This is a genomic window from Sulfurimonas sediminis (assembly GCF_014905115.1).
Taxonomy (GTDB): domain Bacteria; phylum Campylobacterota; class Campylobacteria; order Campylobacterales; family Sulfurimonadaceae; genus Sulfurimonas; species Sulfurimonas sediminis.
In genome coordinates, this window is sequence record NZ_CP041235.1 from 500,506 (window position 1) to 525,086 (window position 24,581).

Here is a 24,581-nt window from a genome sequence, read left to right on the forward strand (position 1 = left end):
TCAATGGTAAAAATTGCTATTGACGCAATGGGCGGGGACTTTGGTCCTGAGCCGATTGTAAACGGATGCATAAAAGCACTTAAAAAGAAAAGATTCACTCCGATACTTGTAGGAAATAAATCAGAAATTTTACCTCTGTTACCAAAACGTTATAGAGATAAGATTTTAATTGTCGAGTCTCAGGATATCATTGCAATGAGTGATGCTGCAACAGATGCAGTAAAGCGTAAAGAGAGCAGTATCTATAAAGCAGTGGATTTAGTAAGAGACGGTCAGGCAGACGGTGTGGTTTCAGCCGGACACAGTGGTGCTACAATGACACTTGCTACTTTAAGACTTGGTCGTCTGCAGGGTGTTTCCCGTCCTGCGCTTGTTACATTGATGCCGACAAAAACAGGGCGTCGTTCTGTTCTTTTGGATGTGGGGGCAAATGTAGATTCAAAACCTGAACATTTGGCAGAATTTGCTGTAATGGGCGGTTGTTATGCAGAAGATGTTTTAGGTATAGCAGAGCCGAGTATTGGACTTTTAGCCAATGGTGAAGAAGACTCCAAAGGGAACGAAGTCACAAAAGCAGCCTTCAAAATTTTAGAAGGCTACAAAGGTTTTAAAGGAAATGTCGAAGGCGGTGATATTTTTAACGGAAGCTGTGATGTTATTACATGTGACGGCTTTGTAGGCAATCTTGTGCTTAAAACAAGCGAAGGTGTTGCATCAACAATCTCCCAACTGATTAAAGACTATATAAAAAAATCTCCTATTCGCATTACCGGTGCACTGTTAATGAGAAAAGTTTTCAAACTTTTAAAAAAAGAGATAGATTATGCCGAAATAGGAGGAGCGCCTCTTATCGGTATAAAAGGCTGTGCAATTGTCAGTCACGGGAAAAGTAATGCCAGGGCAATTGAAAATGCAATTTATCAGGCTATTGATTATGTTGATACCGGCGTAAACAGACATATTATTGCAAGGCTTCAAGAGTTAAAACAAAAGGATATTTAAATGGCTTACGCTGCATTTCGCTCTATTGGTGCTTATGTGCCAGAAAAAATACTGACTAATGAAGAACTCTCTCATATGGTAGATACTTCAGATGAATGGATTACCAAAAGAACGGGAATTAAAGAGCGTCACATTGCTGCTAAAGATGAATTTACAAGTGATTTGGGTGCGAAAGCCGCGCAAAAAGCCTTAGAACGAAGCGGTATAGAGAGCTCTGCGATAGATATGGTAATAACCGCTACAATTTCACCTGACTACTTTTGTATGCCATCAACTGCAACAGTCATTGCGACCAAACTGGGTATTAAAAATGCAACCGCATTTGATATTTCTGCTGCCTGTACAGGTTTTATTTATGTTTTGGCGATTGCAAAAGCATTTATAGAATCAGGGATGAAAAAAAACATTTTAATCATCGGTGCGGAAAAACTCTCTGCTATTACAGATTACAGTGATCGTGGTACATGTATCCTCTTTGGCGACGGAGCAGGGGCTGCTGTAATTTCTGCTACAGATGATAAAAGTGAAGCTATTATAGATGTGCATACAGGTGCTGACGGTCAATATGCAGATTTGCTTATGACACCAAACGGCGGCAGCGGTTCTGCACATGATGCACTTGAAAGTGAAGCAGGAAGCTGTTTTATGCAGATGAAAGGCAATGAAACCTTCAAAGTCGCTGTGCGTACACTGACAAAAGATGTGAAAGAAATTTTAGAAGAAAACAATATAAAAAGTGAAAACATCAAACATTTTATTCCGCATCAGGCAAATTTGAGAATTATCAAAGCTGTCGGTGAAGCTTTAAAAATGAGAGACGATCAGGTTGTTATCACTGTACAAAAGTATGGAAATACTTCAGGAGCTTCTATTCCGATGGCTATCAATGATCTGTATGAATCAGGGGAGCTTGAGCCTGGTGAGTTGATGCTTTTAGATGCTTTTGGCGGAGGGTTAACCTGGGGAAGTGCCCTCATCCCATTTAGCCCGTTAAAATAAGACTTTTGTCCAACTTCTGCGTTGGACTTTAATTTTTCTTCGTCACATACGTAAGTATGTTCCTCTTAAAAAGAAAACTCCGCCTTGAATTTGAACAAAATTGTGAATTTTAACAAGCTAAATAATACTGGAGTTTTGTTTTCGGAACCCGTACTTCAGTGCGGGCAACAGTGGCGAAAAAATACCAACAGCCGGCACTGAAGTGCCGATTTCGAGGATATTTCGGCATCCAGGCTTTTAGTCTGGGCTGATTTGTTTTAAAGCCTCAACAACTCTTTTATAGAATTCCTCTTCATCCGGCAAGTCTAAAACTGCATCTCTTTGTTTTTCACCCCACATCGGATTAGGAAAATAACTGTCATTTTCAAATCTTGCCATTACATGTAAGTGTACACGAGGGAGCATATTTGCAAAAGAAGCCATATTGATTTTTGTGGGGTTGTAGTGTTTTTTCATTTCATCTTCGATAATGTCAAAGATTTCAAAGAGCTGCAGACGCAACTCTTTGGGTATATCTCCAAGTTCTTTATAGGGCTCTTTTGTGAAGATTTTTAGCCAGGGAATTTCACTCTCTTCTTTTTCTATAAAGAAATTATCATCTTCATAAATTCTGAGTCTATCCATAGGATAGACTAGTCTCTGTTTCTGTTTCTGTTTGATGAACTTCTGTTGCCACGGTATCCGCCACCGTCACGGTTTCTATCGCCACCAGAACGGTTTCTGTCACTGCCAGAACGGTTACGACTGTTTCCTCGGAATCCGCCACGGCCTCTGCCGCCTTTTCCTCGACTGTCATTGCGCTTTCCGGCACGTTCCAAGATAGCAGCGAGTTTGTCAGCAGGAATACCGATATTGCTTGGTCCTTTTATATCTTGTCTGTCAAGAATCATAGAGATGAGTTTAAACATAATTTTTTCTTCGTCTATGTCTTCTTTGAGACGGTCAAGAATTTTATGGGCTTCATCATATATTTTTTGGTCTTCAATTGTTTTGACCATTTTTTCTACAGTCGATTCACGTAAATCATTTTTACTCGGTACAAAAGCATGATTCATAGAGGTACCGACTTTTTGCTTGATACGCTGTAACTCTTTAAACTCCAAAGGTGTCAAAAGCGTGATAGCCTTTCCTTTTGTTCCTGCACGACCTGTTCGCCCAATTCGGTGAACATAAGACTCCGGATCAAACGGAATATGGTAGTTAAATACATGTGATATATTGCTTACATGTATACCACGAGCAGCAACATCAGTTGCCACAAGCACTTTTACAGAGTCATTTTTAAAGCCTTTTATAACTGTTTCACGTTGGCGCTGTTCCATATCACCATGCAATCCGTTTGCCAAATATCCCGCATTGGAAAGAACATTGCTGAGTCTGTCAACTTCACTTTTTGTTCTACAAAAGACAACTGATTTTGTACTGTTTTCTGAGTCCATAAGACGAATAATCGCATCATCTCTTTCATGCTCATCAATCACATAATACTCTTGTTCAATATCTGTATTTGTTGTTTCTCCTTTTGTTATTGAAACAAAAGCAGGATCTTTTAAAATCTTGTTTGCAAGGTTTTTAATAGGCTGTGGCATAGTTGCCGAAAAGAGCAGAGTCTGTCTGTCTGTTGGAAGATAAGAAAAAATTTCAGTGATGTCATCCAAAAATCCCATGTCAAGCATTTCATCTGCTTCATCAAGCACAACAACACTCGGTGCAAAATTGTTGAGCATATTTCTTTTTAACAGGTCTAGCATTCTTCCCGGTGTTGCCACAACAACACTCGCACCGCGACTGATAAGATCAAGTTGGCGCTTGTAAGAGCTTCCCCCGTATACTGTAACTGTTTTTACATTCAGATTACGGCCGTATTTGAATATTTCATCACTGACCTGTGTAGCAAGTTCTCGTGTCGGTGTGATGACAAGCATTTCAACTTTACCGTTGAGTTTCATGTTTGAAAGAACAGGAAGTGAAAAAGCTGCTGTTTTTCCTGTACCTGTGTGTGCCTGTCCTACCATATCACGGCCTTCAAGAATGATAGGGATTGCCTGTTTTTGAATAGGTGAGGGAACTGTAAAGCCGGCGAATTTAACACTTTTAAGTATTTCTGGTTTGAGGTTTAAAGAATCAAATGTGATTGTAGGTTCTTGGGTAGTTGTTGTTTCTTGTGCATTTTCTTGCATCATTATCCTTTTTAACAGGCTTTTGAAGCCTTTTTATACATAAGGAGATGACGCAAGTTCTACTAAAATTTCCACTTTAAGTCTATCAGGGCATCTTCCCCTTAAAATATTTATGGAATTATATCTAAATTTTTCATAGTTTTTATTAAACTTGTCTATATTTTGCATTTTGAAGATAATAGTGCTACAAAATATGCTTTGGTCATGAGCATTATTTTCTTGAAAATCTAGTATAATATAAAAAATAGAATGAATAAGGCTTAGGATGAACGAAAACATATATTTGGCAGTCATTGCTTTTTTAGGCATCTCTTTTTTAGTGCTTTTATATTTATATATGAAACTAAAGAGTGAAAAAGAGGCTTTACATGTAAAGGCTGAGGAGTTGCAAAACTCTTATTTTGCATTGAGAGATAATTACGAACAGCTAAAAGAAGACTACAATGCCTTGGAGATTGAATATGCGGTTTTAAGTGCAAGATATAATGATGAGATGAAAGCATCGGCTGAGAAATTGGAAGTTTTACAAAAAGCAAAAGAGGAACTTTCACAGGAATTTAAACTACTGGCAAATAAGATTTTTGAAGACAAGTCAAAACAGTTCAGCACTGCAAACAAAGAGCAGTTGGAGTTGTTGTTAAAACCTTTTCGTGAACAGATAACGAATTTTTCAAAAGAGGCAAGAGAACAGTTTGAAGTGGAACTCAAAGACCGTCATCTGCTCAAAGATGAACTCTTTCGACTCAAACAGATGAATGAAACCCTGGCACAAGAAGCACTCAATTTGACAAATGCCCTCAAGGGTGAAAACAAAACACAGGGAAATTGGGGCGAATTGGTTTTGGAAAATATCTTGGAACAATCTGGTCTTCGTAAGGGGATAGAGTATGAGCTTCAGGCCACACTCAAGTCAAACGAGGGTAAAACATACCGACCTGATGTCATCATTCATATGCCGCAAAAGCGAGATATTATAGTGGATTCGAAAGTTTCACTGACTGCGTATGAACGATTTGTCAATGCGGATGAACCTGAAGAAAAAGCAAAAGCTTTAAAAGAGCATATATCAAGTATCTCTTCACATATAAAAGAGCTGAGTGCAAAAAAATATGAAAAACTTGAAGGGGTTAATACTCTTGATTTTGTTTTGCTTTTTATGCCGATAGAGGGTGCTTTTTTATTGGCACTTGAACAAGATGGTGAATTTTTTAAACGGGCGTATGAAAATAACATTTTAGTCGTATCTCCATCGACTCTGCTTGTTACACTTAGAACTATTGAGCATATCTGGCGAACACAGAGACAGGAGGAACATGCAAAAAAGATAGCTGCAGAAGCCGAAGCGATGTATGACAAACTCGTATTGTTTGTTGAAGAGATGAAACATATAGGAAACTATTTGCAAAAGACGCAGGACTCTTATGACAAGGCGATGAACAGACTCAGCACTGGGCGAGGCAATGTTATAAAAAGAGCGCAAAATATGAAAGCACTGGGATTGAAGCCGAAAAAAGAGTTGCCACTCAAGAGTGAAGATGATGGAGAAGATACATGAAAATAGAGACAAGATACAATTATGAAAAGAGCTGGACGCTGACACCTGAGAAGGATATTGTAAAAATAATAGAAGTAGAAATAGGCAATGATGATGTGCAAGGCGTGCTTGGCTATATAAAAGAGGCAATAAAAGATGGCAAAGAGATAAGCGTGGCTACATGTAAATTCAGAAGAAAAAAGGATTAAAATGTTTCAAAATCCGGATATTGCAAAGTTATTACTACGGTTAAGTTTAGGTGTATTGATACTTTTTCACGGGATTCATAAGCTTATATATGGAATTAGCGGTGTCAAAAGTATGGTTGTCAGTGCAGGCTTGCCTGAGTTTTTGGCCTATGGTGTGTATGTCGGAGAGTTGATTACGCCTATATTTATTATATTAGGATTATACGCGAGAGTCGCGGCAGCCATTTTATCGGTGAATATGCTTGTTGCCATTTATCTGGCATATGGATTTTCCCTGACACTCTCAAAATTTGGCGGTTTGGCTTGGGAAACCCCCTTGCTTTATTTGATAATGTCTTTACTTGTTGTCTTGCTTGGAAGCGGAAAATACGCCGTAAATTCCAAATAGAAAATGAAGATTTTAAAGCCTAAAGCCGCCGGCACTGAAGTACCGGTTCCAAATAAATGCTTAACTTAATGGCATTGATGGGTTCCGAAAAAGCCGTTTAATCGGAATCGGTACTTTAGTGCCGACTGTTAGGGTGTAAAAGTTTAAATTTTATGAAGTGACAGGGAAAGCTACGGATGTTTTACTTTTACAGTAGAATTCAAACTCCACCCGATAAGCAACATACAAACAATAACTCCGTATGCCGGTAGAATTTCATAGGCATTGAGCAGATAGACAAGCCAAAGAAGAATCGCTCCAAGCGGGGTAGGTACGCCTGTAAAATACTTGTCAACTGCGCCTGCATCGGTATGCAAATTAAAATGAATAAGACGGCGCAGTCCCGAAATCACATAGTATATACTGGAAATTGCCGCTAAAAGCAGCCAAAATCCATGTAAAGAGGGTGCATAAGAGGCTTGAAAAATCAAAAATACAGGCACAAGTACAAAACTTAAAAAATCTGCAAAGCTGTCAAGCTGCACACCAAACTCATTGGACAGCTTATACTTTCTGGCAATTTTTCCGTCAAATATATCAAAAGCACCGCCTATCCATGCCAAAATTATCGCCAAAGTAAAGTTGTTCTGTGTGATAAAATAAGTTGCAAGGAGTCCTGCTGTGATGTTGACAAAGGTAAACATATTTGCGAGGTTGAAGTGAGAAGAGGGTGTCCATAAAAATTTCATATAAGTAGTAGCCTTTGTAAAATATTAATGAAATTATAGCAAAATCATATTAAACAAAAGATATATTAATGATATATACTATCAATATCATTAAGCTCTCTGTAAGTAGAAGTGAATTATTATTTGCAAGTCAAAATTACAAATAGGAATTTTATGCTAAAAATTATTAGATTCAGTATATTATATTTTTCTTTTACAGCATTGCTGAGTGCTGCCGAACACACATCAGTCAATGAGAAACGTCTTCACTCTGTAAGAAAAAATATAGACAAAGAGGCTTTGATGCAGGTGAAAAAAGTTTCTGCAACAAATAATATTGAACATATGTTTGAAGATGCCAGAATCTCAGGTCAGCTTAGGACCATGTTTGCCGGATATGAGCAAAAAGAACAAAATGTGGAGAATAATTATGCGACTGCAGTTGGCGGCAAATTAAAGTATGAGTTGGCAGAGTTGCAGGGTTTTAATGCGGGTGCGGCTGTTTACATATCACATGATCTTGGCTTTGCAACAGGTGAGGGGATTCGGCACAACAGTGAACTCTCTTCAGGTGACGGCAGTTATACGCAGCTTGCCGAGGCATATATAAATTATAAATATAAAGCGTTTAATATAAGGGCAGGACGCCAGATTTTAGACACCCCATTGGCCGACAGTGATGATATACGTATGATAAGTAATACTTTTGAAGCGTATGTTGCATCTTATTCGGATGGCGGCTTGGAGATGATGGCCGGGAATATTCAGTCATGGCAGGGAGTTGATGCCGGACTGGATACTCCATGGGAAAAGACGGGTAGCCGAGGGACAAATTTTGGCGGTCTGAGTTATCATGATGTATGGGAATTAAATCTTTGGTATTATAATATTACAGATGTTACAAATGCATTTTATTTTGATGGAGGGATTCAGTACCATTTTAATGAGGATATGATACTTCACTGTGTTTTGCAGTATTTAAATGAAACAGAGTTGGCTTCAAGTGCTTATGACACTACGATTTACGGCGGATTGTTTGAATTTGTAGTAAAGGGAATCAGTTTGAGCATTGCCTATGATAAATCTTTAAACAAAGCTGCCACAGCAAGTTTTAGCGGATTTGGCGGAGGCACACTTTTTAGCAGTATGGATACCCTCATATTGGATGATATTGCGGATGACAGGGATGCACATGCTTTTGTATCCTCAATTGGTTATACAACAGATGTTTTTACTCTCTTATATGCCTACGGTGATTTTAAAGGAAATGCAAACAGTTTGGGTGTGAAAGCACATATAATAGAACAGGATGTAAGTTTAGAGTATAATATAGACAATGAATTATTGTTTGCATGTGTATACAGTATGCAAAAAGATAAAGAAAACTTTGTAAATACAGACCATGACTGGAATCGTATACAGTTTATGGTTAATTATAATTTTTAAAAAAGATAAAGTGAATATAATGAAAAAATTAATAGACTGCGAAAAAGGCGAAAAAGTAAAGGTTTTAAAGTTGGCAACAAATTATGACTTGAAACAAAGACTTATCTCCTTTGGAATTATGAAAGATACACAACTGCAGGTATTAGAACATGCCCCGCGAAAAAAAACGATAGAAGTAAAAGTCGGAAAAATGCGAATTGCCTTACGTGCCGAAGAAGCAGAACTTATTGAGGTTGAAACAATATGAATGAAGAAACGAAAGTATGTCCCATTATTGCCAACCATATTAAAGTAGCACTGGTTGGACAGCCTAATGTCGGTAAAAGTATGCTGATTAACTCCGTGTCCAATGCACACTTACATGTAGGAAACTTTTCCGGTGTGACAGTGGATAAAACTGAGGTGCTTTTTGACTATAAAGAGTACCATTTTACTGTGGTTGATTTGCCGGGAACCTATGCCTTTACAGATTATACTATAGAAGAGAGAGTGACAAGAGATTATCTCTGTGCGGAAGACTATGATATTATTATCAATGTCGTAGATTCTACAAATCTGGAAAAAAATCTCCAACTCACAGCGGAACTTTTTACGATGAGCAAAAAGATGGTCATTGCCCTGAACATGAGTGACGAGGCGGATAAAGAGGGCATAGAGATAAATGCCGAGTATATGTCTGAACTGCTCAATATTGCCTGTGTGAAAGTTTCTGCGGCACAAAAAACCGGGATAGAAGAGTTGATAGATACGGTTGTTGAGGTGCATGAAAAGCCTAAAGTCGATCCTAAGCTTGTATTTAGCGAACCAGTTGAAGAAGAGATACAAAAGATAGTCTCTTATCTGAAAAAACACAAATATGAAGCAAAAAACAGTTATAGAAATATAGCTATCAATCTTTTAAAGGAAAACAGAAAAACCTATGAAAAACTGCATGATGATCCTATTTGGATAGAGTTGCAGCCTATTTTAATAGAAGCATCCAAGCACATAGAATTGCATCATGATACTGATGATATTAAAGAAGCTTTTGCAGAAGAATATGCCTCTTTTAATCGAGGTATTGTAGCTGAAGTTGTGAAAGTGACAAAACAGGAAAAAGAAAAAAAGACAATTACGGAAAGGATTGATTCTGTTTTGATTCATCCAATTTACGGAATTCCTATATTTTTGTTTTTAATGTGGGGACTTTTTCAGTTGACTTTTGTTCTGGGTGCAGTACCTATGGAGTGGATTGACGGATTTTTTGGTTGGTTTGGAGATGCAATCGGCGCTACAATTACTAATGAAGATATACGCTCTTTGGTTGTTGACGGGCTTATTGCAGGAGTGGGAGCAGTTGTGCTTTTTACACCGAATATCATTATCCTCTTTATAGGAATAGCCTTGCTTGAGAGTACCGGTTACATGTCACGAGTCGCTTTTTTGCTCGATGGATTTTTTCATAAATTTGGTTTGCACGGGCAGAGTTTTATTCCTTTGGTAACCGGTTTTGGATGTTCCATTCCGGCTTATATGAGTGCGAGAATTCTTAAAAATGACAGAGACAGACTGCTCACACTTTTTATCATCAGTTTTATGTCTTGTGGGGCAAGACTACCTGTATACGTGCTTTTTGCCGGTGCTTTTTTTAGTGAGTCAATTGCGGGTAATGTACTCTTTGCGATTTATATAACCGGAGCGATGCTCGGTCTCATTGCTGCCAAAGTTTTGAAAATGACAGCATTCAAAGGCGTAGATGAACCCTTTGTTATGGAGATGCCAAAGTACCGTTTGCCATCATTCAAGCTTGTTTGGCATACGGTAGTTTCAAAAACATTGATGTATTTGAAAAAAGCGGGAACTTTTATTGCCGGAGCTACCATACTTATCTGGTTTTTGAGTAATTATCCACATAATATGGAGTTAGAAAAAAAATATGCAGTAAAAATAGAACAGGCACAAACAGCAGATGAAAAAGCGAAATTGACAAATGAATTTGCAAGTAAAAATTTGCAACAGAGCTACTTGGGGCGAATAGGTGCATTTTCTGAGCCACTTTTTCGTCCGATTGGACTGGATTGGAAAATGGCAGTTGCTCTTGAGACTGGTTTGGCAGCAAAAGAGGTTATTGTATCAACACTTGGTGTGTTGTATGCATTGGGTGAGAATGTTGATGAGACAAGTTATTCATTAAAAGATGCCATTAGTAAAAATATCTCTTTTGCCTCGGCTGTGGCATTTATAGTGATTATTATGGTGTATCTTCCGTGTTTTGCTGCTTCTGTTGTATTTACTCGTGAAGCAGGCGGTGTGAAGTATTTCTTTTATCTGTTGGCATTTACGAGTATCACGGCATATACTCTTGCTTTTTTGGCATATCATATAACACTCTTACTGGGTTATTAACCCATTATTAGATTAGATTGGTTAAAATAAATTATGCAAAAAATATTAATGATTGAAGATGACTTGGAATTAGCAGAGATACTTACAGAGTATCTTGAACAATTTGAGTTTGAGGTTGTCACTGAAGATGACCCTTTTAAAGCAGTAAGTATATTAAAGTTAGAACCTTTTGATTTGGTTATACTGGACTTGACCTTACCTGGTATGGATGGACTTGAAGTATGTGAGGCAATTCGCGAACGGCAAGATATTCCTATAATCATTTCAAGTGCACGAAGTGATGTGACAGACAAGATAAAAGCACTTGAACTCGGTGCGGATGATTACCTGCCAAAACCCTATGACCCAAGAGAACTTGAGGCAAGGATTCACTCAGTACTGCGTCGTTATGAGGCAAAAAGTGAAGAAAAAGCCGAATCCAAGAGTGATTTTAAATGCGATAAAGAGACGATGACCATTACTTATAAAGGTCGCAAGATTGAGCTGACAAATGCAGAGTTTGGAATATTGTCTTATATGATAAGCAAACAGGGTCTGGTTGTCTCTCGTGAAGATTTGATTCACAATGTCAATGCCATTAATGAAGACTCCTCCAACAAAAGTATAGATGTAATGGTCGGACGGATAAGAAACAAACTCGGAGACAAATCGCTTATAGAGTCTGTCCGCGGCGTAGGATACAAACTTCTCAAATGATTAAGCGGCATGCTGTTTTACTCACAGTACTTTTTGTACTTGTTGTCTCGTTGGCGAGCCTGAGTGCAATCTTTTGGGAGTTTTACAAACTCAACAAAGAACAGTATATCAACCATATTTTTACAAAATACTCAGTTATTACCCAAATATACCGTGAACATCAGCAGCGCCAAAGTTCTGAAATTATGCTTGAAGCAAATTTGGCTGTGTATAATCTTGAAGTTACCAAAGATGAAAAACTGAAAAAAAAGATATTTGAAAAAGGAAAAGTTCTCAAAAGAGAGGGGTTTAAAAGTTTTAAAACATCCCTGCTTATCAATGACAAAGGCTTATACACGAAAAATATCGTAACAAACCTTAGAGCGACTATGATTCAGTATAAAAGAAATATCTACTTTCATATAGAAACACCAAGTGGTGATATCCTGATTAGAGACAATGATCTAAAACCTTACAGCTATATAAATTTGCTCTATTCGTATATAACAATATTTATGATTATCAGCCTCTCTTTTATTCTGATACTTCAAAGACTACGCCCTCTCATTAGATTGAGAAAAAAGATTGAGTTGTACGGTAACGGAAATATGGACATCTCTTTTAAAACAAACCGTGAAGATGAAATTGGTGCTGTTGCAAATGAACTTGAAAATGCACGACAGAAAATAAACACTGTGTTGGAATCCCGTACACTTTTTTTGAGAAATTTGATGCATGAATTGAAAACGCCTATAGCCAAAGGGACTATCGCCACACAGATGCTTGATTCGCAAAAACAAAAAGACAGATTCAGCTCTATTTTTAAACGCCTGGAAACACTTGTGACTGAATTTGCAATGATAGAAGAGGTGACAAGTCTGAGCGATAAAAAAGATTTTTCCGAGTACAGGCTGCTTGATGTAATTGATGGAGCTATAGATATGGCTATGGTTGACAAAGAACATGTCACAGTAAAAATCAGCGGAAAAATAAAAGTACATGTAAACTACAGACTCTACACGACAGCTATTAAAAATATGATTGACAATGCCATGAAATATGCAAGTGATTCGCATATTACAATTCTTATGAACGACAAAAACGAACTTTGTTTTGAAAGCAAAGGCGCATGTCTTTCACATCCTCTACAGTATTATATAGAGCCCTTTACAAAAGACAACCCATCGAAAAACAGCTTTGGATTAGGACTCTATCTTGTTGACTCTATTCTCAAAGCACACGGACAGGTTTTGGCGCATGAGTATGAAAACGGAGTCAACCGTTTTATATTCGCATAAGTTTAAAAATGTAAACTAATGCAATGAATAGATACATGTACAGTTTCATATTATTTGTTTTTGCACTCTCTTTTTTTGCATTTGGCTGGGTCAGCCATACTGCCTATGTACCCTATGAAAAAGAGCAGGAACAGACACTGCTTGATACAATTCGCGAAAACAAAACTTTAAATGTTGTTCTGCTCAATGCTCCTTCGACCTACTATATAGGTCCGGACGGTCCACAGGGTTTTGAATATGATTTGCTGCAGTCATATGCAGAACATTTAGGAGCAGATTTAAATATTACAACAGCGCATACTGTCAAAGAAGCAATAGCACTCTCCAAAAACCCAAATATTCATATCACCTCTGCATCTTTGTCAAAAACACCACACAGAGAAAAAAAATTTCATTTTGGACCTTCGTATTTTGAAGTCGAAGAGCAGGTGATTTGTAACAGAGGAATGTTGCGCGGATCAAATTTTCCAAGAAATGTGGAGGAGTTGGCAGGATTAAATATTATGGTAGGGGCTGACACAAGTTACAGTGAAACGATAAAATCACTTCAGGCAGACGGATATGAAATAAATGCAACGACAACTTCAGAGTACTCCACAGAAGAGTTACTTGAAAAGGTTGCCAAACATGAGATAGACTGTACAATAGCCGATTCAAATATTTATGCACTTAATTTGCGATATTTTCCTGAAATAGCACTTGCTTTTTCCATCAGTAAACGAGAACAGCTGGCATGGCTGCTCCCAAAAAATGCAAAAGAGCTTGAAGCTGACATGTATGCCTGGCTCAATGATTACAACCAAAAAGGCAAGATGACACAGCTTAAAGACCACTATTACAGCTATATTCTTTTCTTTGATTATTATAATACAAAAATGTTTTACAAAAGAATGAAAAGCAGACTGCCAAAGTATGAAAAATATTTTAAGTATGCTGCAAAAAGATTTGATATTCCGTGGACACTGCTGGCATCTGTTTCGTATCAGGAGTCACACTGGAATGCAAAAGCCAAAAGTTTTACAGGTGTTCGCGGGTTGATGATGCTGACACAGCGTACAGCAAAGATGTTAGGTGTGAAAAACAGATTGAATCCCAAAGAGAGTGTCATTGGCGGAACACGGCATTTAAAACAGATGATAAAATTTGTTCCCAAAGAGGTAGAAGGGGAGAACAGACTAAAATTTGCCCTGGCTGCTTACAATATAGGTATGGGGCATATAAAAGATGCGCAAAAATTAGCAAAAAAACTTGGGCTAAACCCAAATATCTGGAGTGATTTGAAAATAGTACTGCCTCTGCTCTCACAAAAAAAGTATTACAGGACTCTGAAATACGGGTATGCAAGAGGAGCAGAGCCTGTAAAATATGTTGAGTCTATCTATAACTATAAAGATATTTTAGATAAACAAAACAAGGTGTTGAAAACTGATCTAGTGACTTCCAAGCTCCCCTAAAAACGTTTCCATATCATATTTTGTTCTGTATTCCGGAGTCATTATATGAATAAGTATGTCACCTAAATCAACCACAATCCAGTCACCGCTTTCATCTACATTGTTAAAATGTTCGGCAGGTTTGAGTTCATTTTTTAAATGGTCCAAAAGTGCAGTTGTATGTTTTTGTCCGAGTGAAGAGGCTATAACCGCATAATCAACGAAATAGTTTTTGTCACGAAGGTCAAAAACCTCTATGGATTCCGCTTTGTTTTTATCGAGTGTGTTTACTATGTTTTGTATTCTGTCTTGCATTGTGTTCCTTGTAATATTGTGTTATTTCGTCTCTGACTTTTTCCGGTATTTTTGAACTGTCAAAATTTTCTCTTAAGCCTGATGAAGATATATCTTCATCTATATCAAGTTGAATGAAATTTTTCGGTATTTTTACAGCATCTCTTGTGACAACAATAAAAGTTACCAGTTTTTTCAGTTCATCATAAGCATACCATTGATGCAGTGAAGCTAAATTGTCCGCACCTATAACCAGATAGACTTTGTCATAACATTTGAGTAAATGTTTGACGGTCGCAATCGTCGGCACTTTTCTTTTCAGCTTCACTTCATAGGCACTGACTTCCACATCTTCGTAAGAAGCAAAAATATCTTTGAGCCATCGGAGTCGTAATTCAGCCGGAGCTGTAAAAGTTTTTTTAAACGGATTTAGAAAAGTAGGCATTACAACTACTTTATCGATAAATTCCAGTTTGCTTAAAGCCTTGACTATTGCCTCATGTGCGATGTGAGGAGGGTCAAATGAACCCCCGTAAAGTGCTATCGTTTTCATTTAATACGAATTATAACTAATTTTGGATAAAATTACCCAATTATTTTATATTAGGAACTATAATGGCACTAAAAATAGCAATTAACGGATTTGGTAGAATAGGTCGTTGTGTAGCACGTATTGCACACAAAAGAGATGATGTGGAAGTTGTCGCTATAAATGACACTGCAAATATAGATATGATGATCTATCTATTGAAAAATGATTCCGTTCACGGAACATTTGAGAGCGAAGTTGTGCAGCTTGATGATGAAAACATTGCAATTGACGGTAAAAAAATAAGAGTTTTTTCTGATCGTGACCCAAAAAACCTGAAGTTTGCCGAATGTGGCGCTGATATGGTTTTAGAGTGTACCGGTGTCTTTTTGACACAGGAATCTGCACAGGTGCATATTGACAATGGTATACAAAAAGTTCTTTTTTCTGCTCCTGCGAAAGACAAAGCAACACCGACATTTGTAATGGGCGTCAATGAAGAAAAATATGCGGGACAAAGAATAGTCTCCAACGCTTCTTGTACAACAAACTGTCTGGGGCCTGTTGCCCGTGTTCTTGATGATGCTTTTGGTATTGAAAAAGGCTTAATGACAACGATTCACTCGTATACGAATGATCAAAATATTTTAGATGTGAAACACAACAAAGACAAACGCCGTGCACGTGCCGGTGCTATCAATATGATTCCAACGACAACAGGGGCTGCAAAAGCTATCAGCCTTGTTATGCCTCAGCTTGAAGGAAAACTGCATGGACAGTCAGTACGTGTACCGACACCTGATGTTTCTATGGTTGATTTAAATGTTGTCGTTTCAAAAAATACAACAAAAGAAGAAGTAACGGCTGTCTTTAACGAAATGGCAGATACAAGACTCAAAGGGCTTTTGCATATGGATAAAGAGATGCGTGTTTCTCAGGATTTTGTAGGCTCGCAGTACAGTGCAATCGTAGCAGAAGATTTAACACAGGTAATCGGAGGCAATATGATAAAAGTTATGGCATGGTATGATAATGAGTGGGGTTATTCGTCACGACTCTTAGATATGGCTCTTCACATTTCAAAATAGGATAAAAATTTGGAACTATTACACTTAAAAAAGTTAGATTTAGCCAATAAAAAGGTTTTGATACGATGTGATTTTAACGTACCGATGGATGAGTTCGGCAATATTGCGGATGACCGTAGGATTCGTTCTGCTATAGCGACTATCAACTACTGTCTCGATTTGGACTGTGCTGTTATATTGGCATCTCATCTTGGTCGACCAAAAGGCCAGATAGTTGAAAAGTATAGACTGGCTCCTGTTGCCAGGCGTTTGCAACAGCTTTTAAAGCGTCATGTAACGTTGGCAAAAGATGTTGTCGGTGAAGATGCCATGCAAAAAGCAAAAGATTTATGTCGGCACGAAGTACTTTTACTTGAAAACTTACGCTTTGAACCGGGGGAGACAAAAGATGATGAAGAACTGTCAAAAAAACTGGCATCAATGGCAGAGTTTTATGTCAACGATGCTTTTGGTGTCAGTCACCGAGCGCATGCATCTGTACACGGCATTACAAAGTTTTTTGATAACGAACACAAAGCAGCCGGCTTTTTGCTCGAGCGTGAGATTCAGTACTTTTCAAAACTTATGAACAATCCTGTCCGTCCGTTTGCCGCCATTATCGGTGGAAGCAAAGTCTCTGGAAAGCTTGAAGCACTTGTAAACCTGTTGCCAAGAGTTGACAAAGTATTCATCGGCGGAGGTATGGCTTTTACATTTTTAAAACAGATGGGATACGAAATAGGTGCTTCACTTGTTGAAGATGACTTACTTGATGAAGCGCAAAATATTATGGATGAAGCAAAAAGACTGGGTGTGAAATTTTATCTGCCAGTGGATGTTATAGCAGCGGAAAAATTTTCTGAAGATGCTGTCAGTAAGATTGTCACATCACAGGAGATTCCACAAAAGTGGATGGGACTTGATATCGGTCCTGCAACTGTAAGACTTTACAGAGAGGCGCTCAACGATGTGCAGACAGTACTGTGGAATGGTCCGATGGGTGTCTATGAAATGGAAAAATTTGCCAGAGGTTCTTCAAAAATAGCACATTTTGTAGCAGATACCTATGCCACGACAGTCGTAGGCGGTGGAGATACCGCTGATTTGGTCAAAAGAGTGGGCGTTGATGAAGACATCAGCTTTATCTCTACAGGCGGTGGAGCTTCTCTGGAATTGCTTGAGGGTAAAGTACTTCCTGGTGTTGAGCCCTTAATGGTAAAAATCACAGAAAAAGAGGACTAAGATGATTATTGCAGCGAATTTGAAAACAAACCTTACAAGAAAAGCGACACACAAATATATGCAAGAGTTGGATTCCTGTGTGCAGAAGAGTTCTCAAGAGGTTATTGTTTTTCCTGCAATATCATCCCTTGATGCTTACAAGACAGATATCACTGTAGGTGCCCAAAATGCATACCCTGTTGAAAAAGGAGCATTTACCGGTGAAATCGGGTTGGAGCATCTTACAGAGTTTGGCATCAAAACCATACTGATAGGACACAGTGAACGTCGTCATATCTTGGGAGAATCCCAAGAATTCATAGCTGAAAAGTTTCACTATTTTAAAGAGCAGGGTTTTAGGATTATATATTGCGTAGGCGAACCACTTGCTGTAAGAGAGTCTTCAAAAGAGGAGATGCTTGCGTATTTGTATCAGCAATATGAAGGTATAGATACCCAGTATGAAAACCTGATTATTGCCTATGAACCTGTTTGGGCAATAGGTACGGGCAAAATACCGACATTGGAGGATATAGCAGATATTCACTCCGAATTGAAGAAAAAATCATCTGCACCGCTTTTGTACGGCGGCAGTGTGAAAGTCAACAATGTCAAAGATATTTTGCAGGTAGAAAATGTCGACGGTGTTTTGGTAGGAAGCGCAGCTCTGTATGCAGACCACTTTTGTTCAATGATACAAGCAGCAGAGGAATTAGAAAAAAATTAAGGCAAGATTGAGACCTTGCTTGCGAAGAATTTATAATGTTTTTCGGAACCCAGACTTCAGTCTGGGCTATGTGTCTGAAAAAACTAAAATTTAAATATAAAAGGAAAAGACAAAGATGATAATGAAAGGAAAAAAAGGCTTAATAGTAGGTTTGGCAAACAATAAATCCATAGCATACGGCATAGCAAAAGCCTGTGCGGCACAGGGAGCTGAGATGGCTTTTACATACTTGAATGATGCCCTGAAAAAGAGAGTAGAACCTATAGCAAAAGAGTTTGGCAGCGACTATGTATATGAGTTGGATGTCTCAAATGAAGAGCATATGTCCGGGATTGCTGCTAAAATTGAAAAAGATTTCGGAAAAATAGACTTTTTGGTCCACTCAGTTGCTTTTGCTCCAAAAGAAGCACTCTCTGCACCTTTTATGAAAACAACAAAAAGTGCTTTTCAGATTGCTATGGATATTTCTGTTTACTCGTTTATAGATTTAACAAACCGTTTAGAATCTGTTTTGTCTGATGATGCTTCCATTTTGACACTTTCATATCTTGGTGGACCAAAATACATTGTAAACTATAATGTCATGGGTGTAGCAAAAGCAGCCTTGGAGTCGAGTGTGCGCTATATGGCGGTTGAACTCGGTGCAAAAGGACAGCGTGTTAATGCTATCTCTGCCGGACCTATCAAAACACTTGCTGCAGCAGGAATAGGTGATTTTAAGCAGATACTGAACTGGAATGAAACAAATGCTCCATTGAAGCGAAATGTAACCATAGACGAAGTCGGAAATTCTGCGATGTATCTGCTCAGTAATCTAAGCTCAGGTGTAACAGGCGAAGTGCATTATGTTGATGCAGGGTACAACATCATGGGTATGGCAGCCGCAGCCACTAACGAAGAAGGCAAAACTGTCTTGGCATGGGATACAAGAAATCAATAAAGCACCGATTCCCAAAACCTTGGAACCCGTACTTCAGTGCGGGCGAAACGGCTTAAAAGCCTTAGTCCCCTATAACAGGCATACTTTCTAACTTCTTCACATGAGAATCCTTTCCCTCATTTGGGTGTGCTTTTGAATAAGCCGCTGCTTTGTCAACATACTCTTGAAGTGTAAAGTTTCTTTCCTTGTCCTCTACATATTTTTCTTCTGTATCGTTGCTTGTGTTTGTACCTTGAGTGTCTACTTTTTTCATGTACTTCTTTTGCACTTTTTTGTCTTCATTTACAGTAGGTGCCCACTCGTTTTTGAGCCAATTGTCAAGATTTTTTTGCATTAATCCCGGTTTTACTTTACCATTGGAGTTACTTATCTTATTTAAATCACTGTTTTGTGATGGAACTGTAAGTGCGCTATTTACGCATCCATTCAACACTATTAAAGAAAATAATACGAGCATTGTTGTAATTAATTGTTTCATATTGTAATTATATCTTGTTTTATGTAATAATTCATCTTTTTAATGAAAAGTTAAGAGTTGATTATGCTATACTACCCGTGAAATTTGTAAAAGGATAAGGAGAAAATATGAAATTTACAAAAATGAGTTTGGTGGCAGCGCTACTAATAGGTTCAAGTGCGTTTGCAATTGAAAACACAAAAGTTAGTGGTGATGCAAAATTATTTTATGAAACTAGCGATCGTGGAACTAATTCTTTTTTTGATAAAGATGCATCCGCTGCAGATGCTGCTTTAAATTTAAATGTTACAACTGATTTAATGAAAAATTCTACTGTTGCTGTAAGTGCCGGTGCTGGTTACACTGTATTATCAACTTTAGGTTTAGAAAATAATTTAGTTTCTGCTGTATGGGGTGGTGCACATGGTGCTACTACTGGAACTAAAGCTGCATATGGTTCTGCTCTTGGTGGTGCAAAAGTTGAAAATGCCAATTGGATGAATGAGGCATGGCTAGCAGCAACTGCTGGTAAAACTACAGTAAAAATTGGTCGTATGGAACTAGATACACCTCTGGCATTTACAGAAAAGTGGACGATTGAAAAAAATACTTTTGAAGCAGCCGTAGTTATTAATCAAGATATTCCTGATACAACTTTAGTTGGTGCATTTATTGGTAATGGAAATGGTACAGAAACGTATGGTCAAGATAATCGAGGCGTAGTTAATACTTTAGGTTTAGCAAGTGCTCCAGTTGTTAATGCTGATGGTAAATTTACGACATATGCTAAAGATGGAGCATACGCAGTAGCTGTGATCAATAACTCTTTTAAACCACTTACTGTTCAGGCATGGTACTATGATTTAACAAGATTAGCAAATGCTTACTGGTTACAAGCTGATTTAGATGCTAGTCAACTAGGTGTAAAAGGGATGATTGCCGGTGTACAGTATGCTTCTGTATCTGCTAAAACTGGTAATTACTTGGGAGCTCCAACAGATGCTTCTACAACTTATGCTGTAATGTTAGGATATGATATAAAAGATATTGCTACAGTAAAAGTTGCATACTCATCAGTTAATGATAAAGGTGCTGTAACTGCAGCGAATACGGCAACAAGCTCTGGTTATTCTAAACTTTATACAGAAGCATGGTGGAATTATGGACAAGTTACAATGGCAGATACTACAGCATATAATTTAACCATAGAAGCTCCCGTAAAAGGTATTGCTGATTTTGCTTTATATTATACATATGCAGACCATGCTAAATCTGTAAGTTCTCAAGACTTAACTGAGATGACACTTACTGCAAGTAAATCATTCGGAGCACTTGATGCAACAGCAGCATACGTGTATTATGATTTAGGTAAAGGTACTGATGCTGTTAATTTATTACAAGTATATTTAACTTTAAACTTCTAGTCTAAACTTTTATACTAGAACTTTTCACTGGCTCCCTTAGGGGAGTTAGTTTTCTCCACCCTCTCAAAATCACCCAAACAAATAGATTTTTTAACTTATGCTATAATACAGCTATGGCAAAAATAGATAAAATCAAAAAAATTATTCATAATATCAATGAAATAGAATTCGCATATCTTTTCGGTTCTTATGCAAAAAATACGCAAACAGATAAAAGTGATATAGATATTGCAGTACATGTAAAAGAAGAGTATAATAATTTTGATACAAAATTAAAAATTCATCATAAATTAGAAATAAATTTACATAAAGATATAGATTTAATTATATTAAACAATGCAAAAAACTTTGATTTACTAGAAGATATTTTTAATGAAGGCATTATACTTCAAGATGCAAAAGATGATGAACGCATACTCTTTGAACTTGCGAAAGAGCATGAAATACAAGATTATAAAATTTTTAAAAGAATGTTAGATGTTGCATAAAATTGAGCAAAAAATACGTTCCATTGAAGAGCTGTTAGCTATTTTAGATGATTTAAAAGCTGACTGTAAAGAACGATTCTTAGCCGATAAAATTTATCAAGGTGCTTTACTGCATTATCTTTATCTCGTCTCCGATAGTTCGATTGCGCTGGCAGAAATGATGATAAAATATAAAAATTTAAGAAAGTCAAACAGTTACTATGAAAGTATAGATTTGTTGGGCGAATATAATATAATACCCGCAGAATTTGCCTATGATTTTGCGAAAATTGCTTCTTTTAGAAACTTTTTAGCGCATCATTATGAAAGAATTGATTATAAAGAAATTTGTGAAAGTACTCTTGCAAAATTAAGTGAAATAAAACTATACCTTGAATATATACGAAAGAGTTTATAGCAGAAGTATGACACTTTTTATGAAAAAAATCACTTACATTCTTTTTATGTTACTGCTCATCTCAATCATTTCTTTTTTAGCAATTCATGCCGCACCAAACAGTTTTTTTGGAGCAGGAGAGCTGAATCCGAATATGACGAAAGAGGCAATAGAAAAACTGAAAGCTGTGTATGGACTGGATAAACCGCTTCTTCAGCAGTATATTTCGTGGGTGAAAAACATTGCTGTGCTTAATTTTGGCATATCATTTGTGAGTGGTCAGGATGTAAGTTCTGAGATACTCAAACGCTTGCCTGTAACTCTTTGGATGAACAGTATCTCTTTGGTTGTTGTTTTTGTTTTGTCCTTGTATCTTGGCATAAAAGCAGCACTCTCTTATGAAAAAAAGAGCGACTATATCATTCGTCAAATCTCTTTGGTCTCTTTTTCTATGCCTTCGTTTTATCTTGCACTGCTTTTTATCATCTTCTTTTCTATAAAACTGGAGTGGTTTCCTATAGCCGGGCTTCATTCTATTGAGGCGAAAGAAGGCTTTGCAAATTATTTGGATATGGCATGGCATGTGACTTTGCCAGTGTCAGTAATGATTTTTACAGGCATGGGAAGTATGATAATTTACATCCGGTCACTGACTCTGGAGATACTCAAAAGTGATTATTACTTTTTTGCACGTGCCCGTGGCTTAGAAAAAAAAGAGCTGTTGCGGTATTATATTTTACCAAATTTGATGCCACCTGTTATAACTCTGTTGGGGCTTTCTTTGCCCGGACTCATCGGCGGGAGTGTTATTTTGGAATCTATTTTCGGCATAGAGGGGATGGGACAACTTTTCTATATTTCTGCACTCTCCAGGGATTATCCTATAATTATGGGGATTTTGATGATAACGGCGTTGTTGACACTTGTGGGGAATATGTTAGCAGATCTACTTTTGTTGAAATTAAATCCTTATATGAATAGAACATAAGCAAGCAAGAACAGTCGGCACTAAAGTACCGATTCCGAGAATTTCCAATCATTTTGGAACCCGTACTTCAGTGCGGGCGGGAGCGGCAGACAAGTTGCAACACTCGGCACTACAGAAAAAATTTAGTTTTTCTCACAAGTCATACTTTGGCATAGAAAGTACCGATTCCGAATCTCACGGAACGCAGACTTTAGTCTGGGCTGAAAGTGGCAGGCAAGGAACAGCAGTCGGCACTAAAGTACCGATTCCGAAAACTTTTCTAGTTAAAAAGCGCCTCCAACGCATCAACACTCTCTTTTTTCTCTTCTACTGTACCGTCTTCATTTGTAGTGACAGTATCATTTTCTACGAGTTCTATCTGTAAACCTGTGAGCATTGAAGCCAGACGGATGTTGATACCGCTTTTTCCGATTGCCTTGCTCTTTTGGTCGGCAGGCAGTGTAATGATGGCTTTTTCATTTTCTCCTTCTTCATTTTTTACAATTTCTACATGAGAGATGATAGCCGGGCTCATAGTACGTGAGACAAAAAGTTCAGGAATAGTTGTGTATTCTATACAGTCAATATTTTCACCAATGAGCTCCTGGCTTACCGCATTGATACGTACACCCTTGACACCGACTGTCGCGCCGACAGCATCCACTTGCGGGTGTGTGCTTAAAAGAGCGATTTTTGCTCTCTCACCCGGAATACGAGCTGACTTTTCTATGATGACCGAACCTTCTGCAATTTCTGGCACTTCAAGTTCCAAGAGTGCTTCTAAAAATTTTGGACTAGTGCGAGAAAGCTCTATTTGCATGCCGTTTTCTTTGTCCATATTTACACGTCTTACAACCGCTTTTATATGATCACCCACTTCAAAGATTTCGCCTTTTATACGGCTTTTCATTGGTAAAACTGCACGAATTTCATCCACTTCTATATATGTATTGTTTTGTGCATCGACACGTGTGACACGACCGCTGACAAGTGTACCTACTTTTGATTTGTATTTGCTGTAAATTTCATCTTCCACAAGTCTTTGTATATGGTACTCTATTTCACGGTGAAGTTGTGAAGCGGCTGTTCTTCCGTAGTCCTCAAGGTCATGGTCAATTTGAAGTTGATCTCCGATTTCTACCTGATCATCATACTCTTTTGCTTCGGTAAGTGATATATATGCGGGGGCAGTCTCTTCATCCTGGAGTTTTTCATCATTATCAGCAACAACTGTGATTGTCTGAATAATTTTTAAATTTTTTGTATCTTCATCAACATGTGCCTCAAAAGCAAAGTTTTGTCCGATTACACGTTTTGCAGTTTGTACAAAAGCAGTTTTTAGTGCTTCCATTACTTTTTCAGGTTGCAAACCCTTTTCATGACCGATTGCTTCGGCTATATCTAAAATTTTTTCCATAGGTATTTCCTTAGTATTTTTAAGAAATCTGACATTAATAATTGCTATGACGGGGGATTTCTTAATTGAAGTATATAATTGTATCCAAAATCTACTAAAAATAGCTTTAACCCAATTTTTAGTAGATATTTACTATAATGCAAGACTTTAATAACAAACAAGGATAAGTAATGGATTTGAAATTTGCAAGAACTGATTTAGAAGCAAAACCGAAAAAAGTTGATTTAGCTAAATTGGATGCAGAAGTAGAAAAAAACGAGAGTATAATATTTTATTTTGACAGAGAAAATTCACATAAAGATTTACTAGAACTGCAAGACCATTACGAAGCAATGGGTAAAAGTTTTTATATGAGTGAAGTAAAGTACGGGTTGTCAGACAATGACTACATGTACCAAGTTCACATCATGAGCTAAAG

General features: G+C 37.6%; 27 protein-coding genes. 20 read left to right on the top strand and 7 right to left on the bottom strand.

Annotated elements, in window-relative coordinates:
- Window positions 1-3: 3 nt before the first annotated feature.
- The gene (plsX, locus tag FJR45_RS02805; protein ID WP_151900977.1) at window positions 4-1,002 is read left to right on the top strand and encodes a phosphate acyltransferase PlsX; all 999 of its coding nucleotides are present in this window, start codon (window positions 4-6) and stop codon (window positions 1,000-1,002) included.
- Entirely contained in the window at window positions 1,003-2,001 is a 999-nt protein-coding gene (locus FJR45_RS02810) for a beta-ketoacyl-ACP synthase III (protein ID WP_193151250.1), read from the top strand. It begins immediately after the preceding gene.
- Between the two features lie 237 nt (window positions 2,002-2,238).
- Here FJR45_RS02810 and FJR45_RS02815 read toward each other — a convergent pair whose 3' ends face one another.
- Window positions 2,239-2,625: an HIT family protein gene (locus FJR45_RS02815; protein WP_193151251.1), complete on the bottom strand. Its 387-nt coding sequence runs from the start codon at window positions 2,623-2,625 to the stop codon at window positions 2,239-2,241.
- Window positions 2,626-2,633: 8 nt separating this feature from the next.
- Window positions 2,634-4,181, bottom strand: a complete 1,548-nt coding sequence (locus FJR45_RS02820; RefSeq protein ID WP_193151252.1) for a DEAD/DEAH box helicase — start codon at window positions 4,179-4,181, stop codon at window positions 2,634-2,636.
- Between the two features lie 265 nt (window positions 4,182-4,446).
- Between FJR45_RS02820 and FJR45_RS02825 the strand changes: the two genes are divergently transcribed.
- Genes FJR45_RS02825 through FJR45_RS02835 form a run of 3 tightly spaced genes read left to right on the top strand, consistent with a single transcriptional unit; the run spans window position 4,447 to window position 6,312 of the window.
- Entirely contained in the window at window positions 4,447-5,736 is a 1,290-nt protein-coding gene (locus FJR45_RS02825) for a DNA recombination protein RmuC (RefSeq protein WP_193151253.1), read from the top strand.
- Window positions 5,733-5,924 (top strand): hypothetical protein, encoded by a 192-nt coding sequence (locus FJR45_RS02830; RefSeq protein ID WP_193151254.1) that lies wholly within the window; start codon window positions 5,733-5,735, stop codon window positions 5,922-5,924. The genes FJR45_RS02825 and FJR45_RS02830 overlap by 4 nt, the downstream gene beginning before the upstream one ends.
- 1 nt (window position 5,925) lies before the next feature.
- A complete protein-coding gene (locus FJR45_RS02835) occupies window positions 5,926-6,312 on the top strand; it encodes a DoxX family protein (RefSeq protein ID WP_193151255.1) in 387 nt (128 codons plus the stop codon).
- A 170-nt stretch (window positions 6,313-6,482) separates the two neighbouring features.
- Here the strand turns inward: FJR45_RS02835 and FJR45_RS02840 are convergent, their stop codons facing one another.
- Entirely contained in the window at window positions 6,483-7,040 is a 558-nt protein-coding gene (locus FJR45_RS02840) for a CDP-alcohol phosphatidyltransferase family protein (protein WP_193151256.1), read from the bottom strand.
- A gap of 153 nt (window positions 7,041-7,193) precedes the next feature.
- On the opposite strand from FJR45_RS02840, the gene FJR45_RS02845 reads away from it, so the two are divergent.
- From FJR45_RS02845 to mltF, 6 genes are read left to right on the top strand one after another with little or no spacing between them, the layout of a single operon-like run.
- Window positions 7,194-8,465 (top strand): OprD family outer membrane porin, encoded by a 1,272-nt coding sequence (locus FJR45_RS02845; RefSeq protein WP_193151257.1) that lies wholly within the window; start codon window positions 7,194-7,196, stop codon window positions 8,463-8,465.
- Window positions 8,466-8,484: 19 nt separating this feature from the next.
- Window positions 8,485-8,712 carry a FeoA family protein gene (locus FJR45_RS02850; RefSeq protein ID WP_151900967.1) on the top strand — a complete coding sequence of 76 codons (228 nt, stop codon included), beginning with the start codon at window positions 8,485-8,487 and terminating at the stop codon, window positions 8,710-8,712.
- Window positions 8,709-10,850 carry a ferrous iron transport protein B gene (gene feoB, locus FJR45_RS02855; RefSeq protein ID WP_193151258.1) on the top strand — a complete coding sequence of 714 codons (2,142 nt, stop codon included), beginning with the start codon at window positions 8,709-8,711 and terminating at the stop codon, window positions 10,848-10,850. The genes FJR45_RS02850 and feoB overlap by 4 nt, the downstream gene beginning before the upstream one ends.
- A gap of 33 nt (window positions 10,851-10,883) precedes the next feature.
- Window positions 10,884-11,546 carry a response regulator transcription factor gene (locus tag FJR45_RS02860; protein ID WP_151900965.1) on the top strand — a complete coding sequence of 221 codons (663 nt, stop codon included), beginning with the start codon at window positions 10,884-10,886 and terminating at the stop codon, window positions 11,544-11,546.
- Window positions 11,543-12,823 (top strand): ArsS family sensor histidine kinase, encoded by a 1,281-nt coding sequence (locus FJR45_RS02865; RefSeq protein ID WP_193151259.1) that lies wholly within the window; start codon window positions 11,543-11,545, stop codon window positions 12,821-12,823. The genes FJR45_RS02860 and FJR45_RS02865 overlap by 4 nt, the downstream gene beginning before the upstream one ends.
- A 23-nt stretch (window positions 12,824-12,846) precedes the next feature.
- Entirely contained in the window at window positions 12,847-14,277 is a 1,431-nt protein-coding gene (gene mltF, locus FJR45_RS02870; protein ID WP_193151260.1) for a membrane-bound lytic murein transglycosylase MltF, read from the top strand.
- Here mltF and rsfS read toward each other — a convergent pair.
- Window positions 14,254-14,571 carry a ribosome silencing factor gene (gene rsfS, locus FJR45_RS02875; protein ID WP_151900963.1) on the bottom strand — a complete coding sequence of 106 codons (318 nt, stop codon included), beginning with the start codon at window positions 14,569-14,571 and terminating at the stop codon, window positions 14,254-14,256. The genes mltF and rsfS overlap by 24 nt on opposite strands.
- A complete protein-coding gene (gene nadD / locus FJR45_RS02880; protein ID WP_193151261.1) occupies window positions 14,531-15,103 on the bottom strand; it encodes a nicotinate (nicotinamide) nucleotide adenylyltransferase in 573 nt (190 codons plus the stop codon). The genes rsfS and nadD overlap by 41 nt, the downstream gene beginning before the upstream one ends.
- 62 nt (window positions 15,104-15,165) lie before the next feature.
- Between nadD and gap the strand changes: the two genes are divergently transcribed.
- From gap to fabI, 4 genes are all read left to right on the top strand, one after another.
- The gene (gene gap / locus FJR45_RS02885) at window positions 15,166-16,167 is read left to right on the top strand and encodes a type I glyceraldehyde-3-phosphate dehydrogenase (protein WP_193151262.1); all 1,002 of its coding nucleotides are present in this window, start codon (window positions 15,166-15,168) and stop codon (window positions 16,165-16,167) included.
- A 9-nt stretch (window positions 16,168-16,176) separates the two neighbouring features.
- The gene (locus tag FJR45_RS02890; RefSeq protein ID WP_193151263.1) at window positions 16,177-17,388 is read left to right on the top strand and encodes a phosphoglycerate kinase; all 1,212 of its coding nucleotides are present in this window, start codon (window positions 16,177-16,179) and stop codon (window positions 17,386-17,388) included.
- A gap of 1 nt (window position 17,389) precedes the next feature.
- A complete protein-coding gene (locus FJR45_RS02895; RefSeq protein WP_193151264.1) occupies window positions 17,390-18,094 on the top strand; it encodes a triose-phosphate isomerase in 705 nt (234 codons plus the stop codon).
- A gap of 115 nt (window positions 18,095-18,209) precedes the next feature.
- Window positions 18,210-19,034, top strand: a complete 825-nt coding sequence (gene fabI / locus FJR45_RS02900; RefSeq protein WP_193151265.1) for an enoyl-ACP reductase FabI — start codon at window positions 18,210-18,212, stop codon at window positions 19,032-19,034.
- Between the two features lie 61 nt (window positions 19,035-19,095).
- Here fabI and FJR45_RS02905 read toward each other — a convergent pair whose 3' ends face one another.
- Window positions 19,096-19,512 (bottom strand): hypothetical protein, encoded by a 417-nt coding sequence (locus FJR45_RS02905; protein WP_193151266.1) that lies wholly within the window; start codon window positions 19,510-19,512, stop codon window positions 19,096-19,098.
- Window positions 19,513-19,619: 107 nt separating this feature from the next.
- Here FJR45_RS02905 and FJR45_RS02910 point away from each other — a divergent pair, with 107 nt between their 5' ends.
- The 4 genes from FJR45_RS02910 (at window position 19,620) to FJR45_RS02925 (ending at window position 22,767) form a co-directional block, all read left to right on the top strand.
- A complete protein-coding gene (locus FJR45_RS02910; RefSeq protein WP_193151267.1) occupies window positions 19,620-20,915 on the top strand; it encodes a hypothetical protein in 1,296 nt (431 codons plus the stop codon).
- 113 nt (window positions 20,916-21,028) lie between these two features.
- Window positions 21,029-21,403 carry a type VII toxin-antitoxin system MntA family adenylyltransferase antitoxin gene (gene mntA, locus FJR45_RS02915; protein ID WP_193151268.1) on the top strand — a complete coding sequence of 125 codons (375 nt, stop codon included), beginning with the start codon at window positions 21,029-21,031 and terminating at the stop codon, window positions 21,401-21,403.
- Complete coding sequence (hepT, locus tag FJR45_RS02920) at window positions 21,393-21,800, top strand: type VII toxin-antitoxin system HepT family RNase toxin (protein ID WP_193151269.1); 408 nt, start codon at window positions 21,393-21,395, stop codon at window positions 21,798-21,800. The genes mntA and hepT overlap by 11 nt, the downstream gene beginning before the upstream one ends.
- Before the next feature lie 7 nt (window positions 21,801-21,807).
- Complete coding sequence (locus FJR45_RS02925) at window positions 21,808-22,767, top strand: ABC transporter permease (protein ID WP_193151270.1); 960 nt, start codon at window positions 21,808-21,810, stop codon at window positions 22,765-22,767.
- A 259-nt stretch (window positions 22,768-23,026) separates the two neighbouring features.
- Here FJR45_RS02925 and nusA read toward each other — a convergent pair whose 3' ends face one another.
- Entirely contained in the window at window positions 23,027-24,163 is a 1,137-nt protein-coding gene (nusA, locus tag FJR45_RS02930; RefSeq protein ID WP_193151271.1) for a transcription termination factor NusA, read from the bottom strand.
- 170 nt (window positions 24,164-24,333) lie between these two features.
- Here nusA and FJR45_RS02935 point away from each other — a divergent pair, with 170 nt between their 5' ends.
- A complete protein-coding gene (locus FJR45_RS02935) occupies window positions 24,334-24,579 on the top strand; it encodes an HP0268 family nuclease (RefSeq protein ID WP_151900953.1) in 246 nt (81 codons plus the stop codon).
- Window positions 24,580-24,581: the final 2 nt, after the last annotated feature.

Excerpts from the sequence above, each read along its gene's own strand:
- plsX (WP_151900977.1), top strand. The coding sequence starts at position 4 with ATGGTAAAAATTGCTATTGACGCAATGGGCGGGGACTTTGGTCCTGAG.
- FJR45_RS02810 (WP_193151250.1), top strand. The coding sequence starts at position 1,003 with ATGGCTTACGCTGCATTTCGCTCTATTGGTGCTTATGTGCCAGAAAAA.
- FJR45_RS02815 (WP_193151251.1), bottom strand. The coding sequence starts at position 2,625 with ATGGATAGACTCAGAATTTATGAAGATGATAATTTCTTTATAGAAAAA.
- FJR45_RS02820 (WP_193151252.1), bottom strand. The coding sequence starts at position 4,181 with ATGCAAGAAAATGCACAAGAAACAACAACTACCCAAGAACCTACAATC.
- FJR45_RS02825 (WP_193151253.1), top strand. The coding sequence starts at position 4,447 with ATGAACGAAAACATATATTTGGCAGTCATTGCTTTTTTAGGCATCTCT.
- FJR45_RS02830 (WP_193151254.1), top strand. The coding sequence starts at position 5,733 with ATGAAAATAGAGACAAGATACAATTATGAAAAGAGCTGGACGCTGACA.
- FJR45_RS02835 (WP_193151255.1), top strand. The coding sequence starts at position 5,926 with ATGTTTCAAAATCCGGATATTGCAAAGTTATTACTACGGTTAAGTTTA.
- FJR45_RS02840 (WP_193151256.1), bottom strand. The coding sequence starts at position 7,040 with ATGAAATTTTTATGGACACCCTCTTCTCACTTCAACCTCGCAAATATG.
- FJR45_RS02845 (WP_193151257.1), top strand. The coding sequence starts at position 7,194 with ATGCTAAAAATTATTAGATTCAGTATATTATATTTTTCTTTTACAGCA.
- FJR45_RS02850 (WP_151900967.1), top strand. The coding sequence starts at position 8,485 with ATGAAAAAATTAATAGACTGCGAAAAAGGCGAAAAAGTAAAGGTTTTA.
- feoB (WP_193151258.1), top strand. The coding sequence starts at position 8,709 with ATGAATGAAGAAACGAAAGTATGTCCCATTATTGCCAACCATATTAAA.
- FJR45_RS02860 (WP_151900965.1), top strand. The coding sequence starts at position 10,884 with ATGCAAAAAATATTAATGATTGAAGATGACTTGGAATTAGCAGAGATA.
- FJR45_RS02865 (WP_193151259.1), top strand. The coding sequence starts at position 11,543 with ATGATTAAGCGGCATGCTGTTTTACTCACAGTACTTTTTGTACTTGTT.
- mltF (WP_193151260.1), top strand. The coding sequence starts at position 12,847 with ATGAATAGATACATGTACAGTTTCATATTATTTGTTTTTGCACTCTCT.
- rsfS (WP_151900963.1), bottom strand. The coding sequence starts at position 14,571 with ATGCAAGACAGAATACAAAACATAGTAAACACACTCGATAAAAACAAA.
- nadD (WP_193151261.1), bottom strand. The coding sequence starts at position 15,103 with ATGAAAACGATAGCACTTTACGGGGGTTCATTTGACCCTCCTCACATC.
- gap (WP_193151262.1), top strand. The coding sequence starts at position 15,166 with ATGGCACTAAAAATAGCAATTAACGGATTTGGTAGAATAGGTCGTTGT.
- FJR45_RS02895 (WP_193151264.1), top strand. The coding sequence starts at position 17,390 with ATGATTATTGCAGCGAATTTGAAAACAAACCTTACAAGAAAAGCGACA.
- fabI (WP_193151265.1), top strand. The coding sequence starts at position 18,210 with ATGATAATGAAAGGAAAAAAAGGCTTAATAGTAGGTTTGGCAAACAAT.
- FJR45_RS02905 (WP_193151266.1), bottom strand. The coding sequence starts at position 19,512 with ATGAAACAATTAATTACAACAATGCTCGTATTATTTTCTTTAATAGTG.
- FJR45_RS02910 (WP_193151267.1), top strand. The coding sequence starts at position 19,620 with ATGAAATTTACAAAAATGAGTTTGGTGGCAGCGCTACTAATAGGTTCA.
- mntA (WP_193151268.1), top strand. The coding sequence starts at position 21,029 with ATGGCAAAAATAGATAAAATCAAAAAAATTATTCATAATATCAATGAA.
- hepT (WP_193151269.1), top strand. The coding sequence starts at position 21,393 with ATGTTGCATAAAATTGAGCAAAAAATACGTTCCATTGAAGAGCTGTTA.
- FJR45_RS02925 (WP_193151270.1), top strand. The coding sequence starts at position 21,808 with ATGACACTTTTTATGAAAAAAATCACTTACATTCTTTTTATGTTACTG.
- nusA (WP_193151271.1), bottom strand. The coding sequence starts at position 24,163 with ATGGAAAAAATTTTAGATATAGCCGAAGCAATCGGTCATGAAAAGGGT.
- FJR45_RS02935 (WP_151900953.1), top strand. The coding sequence starts at position 24,334 with ATGGATTTGAAATTTGCAAGAACTGATTTAGAAGCAAAACCGAAAAAA.